8 protein-coding genes and 1 riboswitch are annotated in these 10,332 nt (G+C 70.8%); of the genes, 4 read left to right on the top strand and 4 right to left on the bottom strand.

Going from position 1 to position 10,332, the window contains the following annotated elements; genetic code table 11:
* Positions 1-38: 38 nt before the first annotated feature.
* From ACFU7Y_RS31170 to gcvT, 4 genes are all read right to left on the bottom strand, one after another.
* Complete coding sequence (locus ACFU7Y_RS31170; RefSeq protein WP_224280955.1) at positions 39-1,406, bottom strand: L-serine ammonia-lyase; 1,368 nt, start codon at positions 1,404-1,406, stop codon at positions 39-41.
* 164 nt (positions 1,407-1,570) lie between these two features.
* Complete coding sequence (gene glyA / locus ACFU7Y_RS31165) at positions 1,571-2,851, bottom strand: serine hydroxymethyltransferase (protein WP_224280956.1); 1,281 nt, start codon at positions 2,849-2,851, stop codon at positions 1,571-1,573.
* A 128-nt stretch (positions 2,852-2,979) separates the two neighbouring features.
* Positions 2,980-3,357 (bottom strand): glycine cleavage system protein GcvH, encoded by a 378-nt coding sequence (gene gcvH, locus ACFU7Y_RS31160; RefSeq protein WP_224280957.1) that lies wholly within the window; start codon positions 3,355-3,357, stop codon positions 2,980-2,982.
* 98 nt (positions 3,358-3,455) lie between these two features.
* Complete coding sequence (gene gcvT / locus ACFU7Y_RS31155; RefSeq protein WP_224280958.1) at positions 3,456-4,577, bottom strand: glycine cleavage system aminomethyltransferase GcvT; 1,122 nt, start codon at positions 4,575-4,577, stop codon at positions 3,456-3,458.
* 231 nt (positions 4,578-4,808) lie between these two features.
* Positions 4,809-4,910: riboswitch (glycine riboswitch) on the bottom strand.
* A 210-nt stretch (positions 4,911-5,120) separates the two neighbouring features.
* Between gcvT and ACFU7Y_RS31150 the strand changes: the two genes are divergently transcribed.
* The 4 genes from ACFU7Y_RS31150 to ACFU7Y_RS31135 all read left to right on the top strand — a co-directional run bounded on the left by ACFU7Y_RS31150 (position 5,121) and on the right by ACFU7Y_RS31135 (position 10,262).
* Positions 5,121-5,924 (top strand): enhanced serine sensitivity protein SseB C-terminal domain-containing protein, encoded by an 804-nt coding sequence (locus ACFU7Y_RS31150; protein ID WP_224280959.1) that lies wholly within the window; start codon positions 5,121-5,123, stop codon positions 5,922-5,924.
* A gap of 117 nt (positions 5,925-6,041) precedes the next feature.
* A complete protein-coding gene (locus ACFU7Y_RS31145; protein WP_224280960.1) occupies positions 6,042-6,965 on the top strand; it encodes an enhanced serine sensitivity protein SseB C-terminal domain-containing protein in 924 nt (307 codons plus the stop codon).
* 444 nt (positions 6,966-7,409) lie between these two features.
* The gene (locus ACFU7Y_RS31140; protein WP_224280961.1) at positions 7,410-8,399 is read left to right on the top strand and encodes an ABC transporter permease; all 990 of its coding nucleotides are present in this window, start codon (positions 7,410-7,412) and stop codon (positions 8,397-8,399) included.
* A gap of 87 nt (positions 8,400-8,486) precedes the next feature.
* A complete protein-coding gene (locus ACFU7Y_RS31135) occupies positions 8,487-10,262 on the top strand; it encodes an ABC transporter substrate-binding protein (protein WP_224280962.1) in 1,776 nt (591 codons plus the stop codon).
* Positions 10,263-10,332 lie beyond the last annotated feature (70 nt).

Below are 10,332 nucleotides of genomic sequence, written 5' to 3'. Positions count from 1 at the left end.
GAGCGGGAGACCGCCCGGGGGCCTTCAGCGCGTCGTGATCAGCACTCGATGACGTTCACGGCGAGTCCGCCGCGCGAGGTCTCCTTGTACTTGATCTTCATGTCGGCCCCGGTCTCCTTCATCGTCTTGATCGCCTTGTCCAGCGAGACGTGGTGCCGTCCGTCGCCGCGCAGCGCCATCCGGGCCGCGGTGACGGCCTTGACCGAGGCCATGCCGTTGCGCTCGATGCAGGGGATCTGGACCAGGCCGCCGACCGGGTCGCAGGTGAGGCCGAGGTTGTGCTCGATGCCGATCTCGGCGGCGTTCTCGACCTGCTCGGGGGTGCCGCCGAGGACCTCGGCGAGGCCGCCCGCGGCCATCGAGCAGGCGGAGCCGACCTCTCCCTGGCAGCCGACCTCGGCGCCGGAGATGGAGGCGTTCTCCTTGAAGAGCATGCCGATGGCGCCGGCCGCGAGCAGGAAGCGGACGATGCCGTCCTCGTCGGCGCCCGGGATGAAGTTCAGGTAGTAGTGGAGGACGGCCGGGATGATCCCGGCGGCGCCGTTGGTCGGCGCGGTGACCACCCGGCGGCCGGAGGCGTTCTCCTCGTTGACCGCCATCGCGTAGAGGGTCACCCACTCCATCGCGTTGGCCGGGCCGATCCCCTCGGCGCGCAGCGTCCGGGCCGCCGCGGCGGCCCGGCGGCGGACCTTCAGACCGCCCGGCAGGATGCCCTCGCGGGTCATGCCGGCCCGCACGCACTCCTGCATCACGGACCAGATCTCCAGCAGGCCGGTCCGGATCTCCTCCTCGCTGCGCCAGGCCTTCTCGTTCTCCAGCATCAGGCCGGAGATGGACAGCCCGGTCTCCCGGGTGAGCCGCAGCAGCTCCTCGCCGGTGCGGAAGGGGTAGCGCAGCGCGGTGTCGTCGGGCTTGACCCGGTCCGCGCCGATCGCGTCCTCGTCCACCACGAAGCCGCCGCCGACCGAGTAGTAGGTCTTCTCCAGCAGGGCCGAGCCGTCCGCCGCGTACGCCCACAGGGTCATGCCGTTGGCGTGGTAGGGCAGCGAGCGGCGGCGGTGCAGGACCAGCTGGCTGTCCGGGTCGAAGTCGATGGTGTGCTCGCCGAGCAGGCTGATCCGCTTCTCGGCGATGATCCGCTCGACGTCCTTGTCGGCCTGGTCGACGTCGACGGTGCGGGGAGAGTGGTTCTCCAGGCCCAGCAGGACGGCCTTCGGGGTGCCGTGGCCGTGGCCGGTGGCGCCGAGCGAGCCGTACAGCTCGGCGCGCACGCCCGTCACCCGGTCCAGCAGGCCTTCGGAGCGCAGTCGGCGGGCGAACATCCGGGCGGCGCGCATCGGGCCCACGGTGTGGGAGCTCGACGGGCCGATGCCGATGGAGAAGAGGTCGAAGACGCTGATGGCCACGGGGGACGTCCTTGTCTGGTCTCGTGGAAGGACTTGCTGGCAGGGAGGGCTGACACGGGACGGGGCACCGCACGCACTGTCCAGTGTGCGCGGTGCCCCGGGATCCCAGGTGCGCCGGCGGGGTGAGGCCGGTCACCTGATCCGATGAGCCCGACCGAGCGGGACTACTCCTGGTTGGCCAGGTTCGGGTAGAGCGGGTACTTCTCGGCCAGGGCGGTGACCCGGGCCTTCAGCGCGGCGGCGACGGTCTCGTCGAAGGCGGGCTTGAGCGCCTCGGCGATGACGTCGGCGACCTCGCGGAAGTCCTCGGCCCGGAAGCCGCGGGTGGCCAGGGCCGGGGTGCCGATGCGCAGGCCGGAGGTGACCATCGGCGGGCGCGGGTCGTTCGGGACGGCGTTGCGGTTGACGGTGATGCCGACCTCGTGCAGCCGGTCCTCGGCCTGCTGGCCGTCGAGCTGGCTGTTGCGCAGGTCGACCAGGACCAGGTGGACGTCGGTGCCGCCGGAGAGCACGGTGGCGCCGGCCTCGGCCACGTCGGCCTGGAGCAGGCGCTCGGCGAGGATGCGGGCGCCCTCCAGGGTGCGCTGCTGGCGCTCCTTGAACTCCTCCGAGGCCGCGATCTTGAAGGCGACCGCCTTGCCGGCGATCACGTGCTCCAGCGGGCCGCCCTGCTGGCCGGGGAAGACCGCGGAGTTGATCTTCTTGGCGTACTCGGCCTTGGACAGGATGACGCCGCCGCGCGGGCCGCCCAGGGTCTTGTGGGTGGTGGTGGTGACCACGTCCGCGTAGGGCACCGGGTTCGGGTGCAGACCGGCGGCCACCAGGCCGGCGAAGTGCGCCATGTCCACCATGAGCAGGGCGCCGACCTCGTCGGCGATCCGGCGGAACTCGGCGAAGTCCAGCTGGCGCGGGTAGGCCGACCAGCCGGCGATGATCAGCTTCGGCTGGTGCTCCTTGGCGAGGCGCTCGACCTCGGCCATGTCGACCTGGCCGGTCTTGTCGTCCACGTGGTACGCGGCCACGTTGTAGAGCTTGCCGGAGAAGTTGATCTTCATGCCGTGGGTCAGGTGACCACCGTGGGCCAGGCTCAGGCCCAGGATGGTGTCACCCGGCTGGATCAGCGCGAACATCGCGGCGGCGTTGGCCTGCGCACCGGAGTGCGGCTGGACGTTGGCGTGCTCGGCGCCGAACAGGGCCTTGATCCGGTCGATCGCGATCTGCTCGACCACGTCGACGTGCTCGCAGCCGCCGTAGTAACGGCGGCCGGGGTAGCCCTCCGCGTACTTGTTGGTGAGCACCGAGCCCTGGGCCTCCATGACCGCCACCGGGGCGAAGTTCTCGGAGGCGATCATCTCCAGGGTGGTCTGCTGGCGGTGCAGCTCGGCGTCGACCGCGGCGGCGATCTCCGGGTCGAGGGCGTGCAGGGACTGGTTCAGAACCGTCATGGTGTGGTCTTCCCGGGGAGGAGAGGCGGGGGTGCCGCGCGAAGCGCGCCCTTGGAAGGGTGGTGGTGGTGACGGGTGGGCCGTGGAGGGGCGGGGCGGCCGTGGTGCTGCGGCCGCCCCCGCGGGGCTCAGGCCGAGTGGGTGAGCTTGTCGTACTCGTCGGCGCTGAGCAGCTCGTCGGTGGCCTCGACGCGCACCTTGAACAGCCAGCCGCCCTCGAACGGGGCGCTGTTGACCAGGGCGTTGTCGTCCAGGACGTCCTGGTTGACCTCGGTGACCTCACCGGTCACCGGGGAGTACAGGTCGCTGACCGACTTGGTGGACTCCAGCTCGCCGCAGGTCTCGCCGGCGGTCACGGTGTCGCCGACCTCGGGCAGCTGCACGTAGACGATGTCACCGAGGGCGTCGGCGGCGTGCTTGGTGATGCCGACCGTGGAGACACCGTCCTCGGCGGCGGTCAGCCACTCGTGCTCCTTGGTGTACTGCAGGTGCTGGGGGTTGCTCATGGCGTCATTCTCCAGGATGGGAAGCGGGCACGGCGAAGCGGGCCGTCACTCGGACGGCTGCGACGTGCGGGTACGGGGGAAGACAGGCCCGGAGGGCCTCAGCGGGCGCGCTTGTAGAACGGCAGCGCGACGACCTGGACGGGCTCGTGCTTGCCGCGCACGTCCACCGCCACGGTGGTGCCGGGGGCGGCGTGGGCGGCGTCGACGTAGGCGATCGCGATCGGCTTGCCCAGGGTCGGGGACGGCGCGCCGGAGGTGATCCGGCCGATCGGCTCGCCCTCGGTGGAGACCACGGTGTACTCGGCGCGCGGCACCCGCTTGCCCTCGGAGACCAGGCCGACCAGCACCTTCGGCGGGTTGGTCTCGGCCGCGGCGGCGGCCTGCTCCAGCGCCTTGCGGCCGACGAAGGTGCCCTCGTTGGTGGTCTTGTCGAAGCGGACGACCCGGCCCAGGCCGGCGTCGAACGGGGTGAGGTCGGTGGACAGCTCGTGCCCGTACAGCGGCATGCCCGCCTCCAGGCGCAGCGTGTCGCGGCAGGAAAGGCCGCACGGGACCAGGCCGTGGCCCTCGCCGGCGGCGGTCAGCGCCTGCCAGACCGGCTCGGCGTCGGCCGGGTGGCAGAAGATCTCGAAGCCGTCCTCGCCGGTGTAGCCGGTGCGGGCGAGCAGCACGTCGCGGCCGGCCACCTGGGCCGGGAGGATCGCGTAGTACTTCAGGCCGGGCAGGTCGGCGTCGGTGGTCTTCGCCAGGATGCCGGTGGCCTCCGGGCCCTGGACGGCGATCAGCGCGTAGGTGTCGCGGTCGTCGGTGACGACGGCGTCGAAGCCCTTGGCGCGGGCGATCAGCTCGTCGAGGACCAGCTGGGCGTTGGAGGCGTTGGCGACGACCAGGAAGGCGTCCTCGCGCAGGCGGTAGACGATCAGGTCGTCCAGGATGCCGCCGTCCTCGGCGCAGATCATGGTGTAGCGGGCGCGCAGCACGCCCAGCGCGGAGACGAACCCGACCAGCGCGTGGTCCAGCATCTCGCCGGCCTGCGGGCCGGTGACGGTGATCTCGCCCATGTGCGAGAGGTCGAACAGGCCGGCCTTGGTGCGGACGGCGAGGTGCTCCTCGCGCTCACTGCCGTAGCGCAGCGGCATGTCCCAGCCGGCGAAGTCGGTCATGGTCGCGCCGAGGGCGCGGTGCAGCGCGTCGAGCGCGGTCAGGCGGAGGGACGACATGGCCAGGAACTCCTCGGTCGGGGCACTCAGGGGTGCACGCGCCGGGACCGGACCCGCTCGGGGACCGACCCTGCGCGCGGGCATGCGGCGGCGTGGGTCTCCCCATCTGTCGTCGAACCTGAGAGCTTCACCGCCGACCTGCCCACAGCTGTTTCCAGCTTGGGGGACAGCATGGCGGCTTGCACCGTGGGTGGGCGCACGACAGGGCCGGGCGCCGCTTTCCAGATGTGCCTAACCCGTGCGGTAGGGGTGCCTGAGAGATTCCGGGGAGGACTTGCTCCTTCGGCGCCGGCTGTGCCTGAGCGGCACTCCGGGCTCTCCCGCGCGGGTTCGAGCGGCCGGTATGGAGTTGTGGGGGCCCGCGGCGCATGCCGTCGGACGGGCACATCATGGCACGTCCGGGACGGCGAGGGGAGGGGGGGCCCGGTCACACCGCCCGGTACCCGAACACGAGCCCTGACCTCACCCCCCGCACGCCTCTAGACTGCTGCGCGTCGGCACAGCAGAGGGCGGCCGAACGACAGAGGGCGGAATCGGCGGCGCATGGGGTACCCGGTGGAACAGCAGCAGGGGTGGGGCGGACCGCAGGAGGCGCCGGCGGGCGGCTCCTGGCCGGCCAACGAGCTGGAGCAGGTGCTGACCGCGGCCCTGGGCGACCCGGGCGCGACGCCGCGGGTGATCGAGGTGCTGGCCCGCAGCCAGGTGTGGGTGCCGCTGCCGGCCGGGGCCGACCCGCAGGGGCAGTCGCTGGACCTGCCGACCATCGAGCTGGGCGGCGACCCGTACGTGCCGGTGTTCTCCTCGCAGGAGGTGTTCCTCCAGCAGGCGCCGGGGATGGCCTTCGCGATCGCGCCGGTCTGGGAGTTCGCCCGCGGACTGCCGCTGGGCGTGGGCATCGCGGTGAACCCGGAGGCGGCGGTGGGCATCCCGGTGCCGCCGCAGGGGGTCGCCGAGCTGCGCCGCGGTCCGCGCGAGGACCGCTGGGAGGCCGCTGACGACGCTTCGGAGCCGACCGGCGGGCGGGTGGCGCTGCGCGAGCCGGTGCCGGGCGAGGACCCGGAGCACTTCCTGGCCGCCTGCCGGAGCGAACTGTCGGCGTTGCCCGGGGTGTTGACCGCCCGCAGGGCGCTGGCCAGCGTCGAGGGCGAGCCGACCGTGATGTTCGTGGGCGTCCAGTTGGACCCTGCGGCACCGGCCGATCCGGCCGCGGTGAACGAGGCACTCGGGCGAGCGCTGGGAACCGCGCCGCTGCCCGGGGGCGTCCACCTCGTACTGCTCGACCTCGCCGACGACCCGGTGGTCGAGTGGCTGCTCACCCGGGTCATGCCTTTCTACACGCGGGTGTGAGCGGGGTTCGTATCAAAGGTACGTCGCCGTGGCGGTGGCCGGTGCCGCGCCATAGGGTGCGTGCAGACGGCCGACGGGCCGGCGGGTTGAGGGAAAGAGGCGCGGCGAGGTGGGCGCATGAGTGCGGGAACGGGAGCGGGCGGTGTGCCGGGGCCCTGGGGCCAGGCACCGGCCGGGCGCCCGGGAGCTGATCCCGGCGCGTTGGAGCGCGCCCTGCGCGACGTCGCGCCGGAGCGCTACGACGCGTACGAGCGGCTGCTGCACGCGCTGGCGGACGGCCAGGTCTGGATGCTGCTGTGGCACGGCACGCCGGGCAGCCCGGACGCCCAGTACGGGAACATGGAGATCAGCGGCCACGGCTACGCGCCGGCCGTCACCTCGTCCGAGCAGCTGACCGCCTCCGGCTGGGCGCGGGCCCACGAGGTCATCTCCGGCCGGGAGATCGCGGCTTCGCTGTACCGCACCCGCTGGGGCCTGTGGCTCAACCCGCACGCGCCCGGCGGCGGCGTCGGGGTGCCCTGGGCGGACCTGCGGCGGATCGCCGCGGGCCTGGACCGGCTGCCGGCCGGGCCGTTGAAGCTGAGCGAGCCGCAGCTGAACGCCCAGCCGTTCTTCGCGCTGCTGGAGCGGCAGGCCGGCGAGCTGCGGGCGGTGCGGGCGTTGCGCCGGGCCTGGGTGCAGCCCGCGGTGGGGGAGCCGTACCTGGCCATCGGCCTTGACCTGTACGAGAGTTCTCCGCCGGTGGTGGAGGCGGTACGGGCCCTGATGCAGCGCGCGATCGCGGTGGCCCCGGAGGGGCTCGCGGTGTCCACGGTGGCGATGTCGGACGAGTACGACCCGGTGGCGCTGTGGATGCGCGCCAACGCGCGGCCGTTCTTCGACCGGGAGGCGGGCCGCCCGCCGACCGGCCCGTACCCGCCGGTGCCCCCGCCGCCGTACCCCGGGCAGTCGACGCCGGGCTACGCGTACGGCACCCAGCCGCCGGCGCAGGGCTGGCAGCAGCAACCGCAGCGGCCATGGCCCGGCTACCCCGGGCGCTGATTCCCAAAACCCATTCTCCGAAGCCGACTTGATTGTCCGTCAAGTCGGCTTCGATGCTTTCCGGACGAATTTCCGGACGTGTGACCCGGTCATCTTGACATGGCGGCTACAGCCGTGTGAAGAGGTATATGCCGAAGATCCGGGAGGTGCATGCACACAGATCACAGTTGGGCATCTGTCGGTTGTCAGGGCTGGCGTAAGCCAGTTCGGATGGCAGAGAGTTCTGCGCAACGCACCGCGCGTACTGGAACCCCACAAAGGTGAGCGCGCACGCCGACAGCCCGCCCGCGCGACGCCCATCCCGCGTGGTGGCAGTGCCTGTGCACGACGCACTGCCTCAACACCCGCTCCTCCTAAGCACTTCCGCACGTCCGCAGCCGCACCGCCGAAGCCGGCGACCGGCACCCGTGGGCCGGCCACCGTCGGCGAGGGGACCAACTGACCATGACCGCATCCGTGACCACCGCCGGGAACGAACCGGAGGCACCCGCCGCCGCGAGCCCGGCCAAGAAGATCGAGGGCCGCTCCCTCGGTCAGATCGCCTGGACCCGCTTCAAGCGGGACAAGGCCGCCGTCGCCGGCGGCGTCGTGGTGATCCTGCTGATCCTGCTCGCCGTGCTGGCCAAGCCGATCGAGTCGCTGTTCGGGCTCGACCCGGACGCCCTCCACCAGGACCTGCTGGACGCCGACCTCGGCGGTCTGCCGTTCGGCGACTGGGGTGGCATGAGCTGGGACCACCCGCTCGGCGTCGACCCGCTCCAGGGCCGTGACCTGCTCACCCGCGTCATCGAGGGTTCCTGGGTCTCCCTGCTGGTCGCCTTCGGCGCGACCCTGCTGTCCAACACCATCGGCACCGTGCTCGGCATCATGGCCGGCTACTACGGCGGCTGGGTGGACACCGTGATCAGCCGGGTGATGGACGTCTTCCTCGCGTTCCCGCTGCTGCTCTTCGCCATCGCGATCTCGACCTCGCTCCAGGGCGGGGCGTTCGGCCTGCACGGCCTGCCGCTGCACATGCTGGTGCTGATCTTCGTGATCGGCTTCTTCAACTGGCCCTACATGGGCCGGATCGTGCGCGGCCAGACGCTCTCGCTGCGCGAGCGGGAGTTCGTCCACGCGGCCCGCAGCCTGGGGGCGCGCGGCCCGTTCATCCTGTTCAAGGAACTGCTGCCCAACCTGGTCGGTCCGATCCTGGTCTACTCGACCCTGCTGATCCCGACCAACATCCTCTTCGAGGCCGGGCTGAGCTTCCTCGGCGTCGGCATCCAGCCCCCGCAGGCCTCCTGGGGCGGGATGCTCCAGGACGCGATCCGGTACTACCAGGTGGACCCCCAGTACATGGTGGTCCCCGGTCTGGCGATCTTCATCACCGTGCTCGCCTTCAACCTGCTCGGCGACGGGCTGCGCGACGCCCTCGATCCCAAGAGCAACTGACCAGGTGTCATCACCTGTTCGTGCTCGACTGACATCACGTCAGGACCATCTCACCGCCTCCACATCCCCAAGGGGTTGATCTCTCCCATGCGTAGGTCCCGTACCGTCGCCCTGACCGCGGCGGCCGCCGCCGTGGTCCTGGTCGTGACCGGTTGCACCAGCTCGTCGAAGAGCGGTGACTCCTCCTCCTCCTCGGCCTCCGGTTCCGCCGGGGGCGGCTCCGGCGCCAACGCGGCCACCAAGGGCATCGTCAACGCCTCGGACAAGAAGGGCGGGACGGTGACCTTCGAGATGAAGGGCACCCCGGACTCGCTCGACCCGGGCAACACGTACTACGCGTACATCTACAACTTCTCGCGCCTGTACGGCCGTCCGCTGACCACCTTCAACCCGGCCGCCGGCGAGGAGGGCAACAAGCTCGTCCCGGACCTCGCCGAGTCGATGGGCCAGCCCAGCGCGGACGGCCTCACCTGGACGTACAAGCTGCGCAAGGGCCTGAAGTACGACGACGGCACCCCGATCACCTCGAAGGACGTCAAGTACGCCGTCGAGCGCTCCAACTTCGCGCCGGACGTGAACTCCAACGGCCCGACCTACTTCCACGACCTGCTGGTCGACAACGAGACGCCGTACGAGGGTCCGTACAAGGACAAGGCCGGCGGCCTGAACTCGATCGAGACGCCGGACGACACCACGATCGTCTTCCACCTGAAGCACCCGTTCGCGGACTTCGACTACCTGGTCAGCGCCCCGCAGACCGCGCCGGTCCCGCAGGCCAAGGACACCGGTGCCGACTACGTGAAGCACATCGTGTCCTCGGGCTCCTTCAAGTTCGAGTCCTACGAGGACGGCAAGCAGGCCGTCCTGGTGCCGAACACCAACTGGGACGCCAGCACCGACCCGATCCGGAAGCAGCTGCCGGAGAAGATCGTGCTGAAGATGAACATCGACCAGGCCACGATCGACAAGGACCTGCTGGCCGGCAACGCCCAGGTCGACCTGGTGGGCGGCGGCGTCGACCCGCAGACCCAGGCGCAGATCCTGCAGAACCCGAAGCTCAAGGCCAGCACCGACAACGCCTACGGCGGCCGCCTGGTCTACCTGGCGATCAACAGCAAGGTCGCTCCGTTCGACAACATCGAGTGCCGCAAGGCCGTCCAGTTCGCGATCGACAAGGTCTCGGTGCAGACCGCCGAGGGCGGCCCGATCCGCGGCCAGGTCGCCAACACGGTGCTCCCGCCGGACATCCCGGGCCACCAGGACTTCAACCTGTTCGAGACCAAGGACAACAAGGGTGACGAGGCCAAGGCCAAGGACGCCCTGAAGGCCTGTGGCAAGGACAGCATCAACACCGTGCTCTCCGCCCGCACCGAGCGCGCCACCGAGGTCGCCGCCGCCACCTCGATCCAGGCCGCGCTGAAGAAGGTCGGCATCAACGCCGAGATCCAGCAGTACCCGCAGGGCAAGTACCTGACCGACAGCGCCGGTGCCCCGCAGTTCACCCAGGACCACAACATCGGTCTGATGATGATGCAGTGGGGCGCGGACTGGCCGACCGGCTACGGCTTCCTGCAGCAGATCGTCGACGGCCGGGCGATCAAGGCCTCCGGCAACAGCAACCTCTCCCAGCTGAACGACCCGGCGGTCAACAAGCTGCTCGACGACGCCGCCGTCAACCCGGACAAGGCGGCCCGCGAGAAGACCTACGCCGACATCGACAAGAAGGTCATGGAGCAGGCGGTCATCGTCCCGCTGACCTACTTCAAGGTCTTCCTGTACCGCCCGGACAACGCCACCAACATGGTCTCCACCCCGGCGTTCTCCGGTGAGTACGACTACCTGAACATCGGCTCCACCAAGTAAGAGCCTGGCTCCGCATCCCTGAAGGCAGGTGAAGGCAGCGGCGCCCGCCGCCGTCCGGAAGACCCCGGAC

The organism is Kitasatospora sp. NPDC057542 (genome assembly GCF_042801945.1).
GTDB lineage: Bacteria > Actinomycetota > Actinomycetes > Streptomycetales > Streptomycetaceae > Kitasatospora.
The sequence above is the reverse complement of the archived record's forward strand: the minus strand, read 5'-3'. Positions and strand labels throughout refer to the sequence as shown.

Bases quoted from the DNA above. Each gene is read 5' to 3' on its own strand.
- glyA (WP_224280956.1), bottom strand. From the start codon at position 2,851: ATGACGGTTCTGAACCAGTCCCTGCACGCCCTCGACCCGGAGATCGCC.
- gcvH (WP_224280957.1), bottom strand. From the start codon at position 3,357: ATGAGCAACCCCCAGCACCTGCAGTACACCAAGGAGCACGAGTGGCTG.
- gcvT (WP_224280958.1), bottom strand. From the start codon at position 4,577: ATGTCGTCCCTCCGCCTGACCGCGCTCGACGCGCTGCACCGCGCCCTC.
- ACFU7Y_RS31150 (WP_224280959.1), top strand. From the start codon at position 5,121: ATGGGGTACCCGGTGGAACAGCAGCAGGGGTGGGGCGGACCGCAGGAG.
- ACFU7Y_RS31145 (WP_224280960.1), top strand. From the start codon at position 6,042: ATGAGTGCGGGAACGGGAGCGGGCGGTGTGCCGGGGCCCTGGGGCCAG.
- ACFU7Y_RS31140 (WP_224280961.1), top strand. From the start codon at position 7,410: ATGACCGCATCCGTGACCACCGCCGGGAACGAACCGGAGGCACCCGCC.
- ACFU7Y_RS31135 (WP_224280962.1), top strand. From the start codon at position 8,487: ATGCGTAGGTCCCGTACCGTCGCCCTGACCGCGGCGGCCGCCGCCGTG.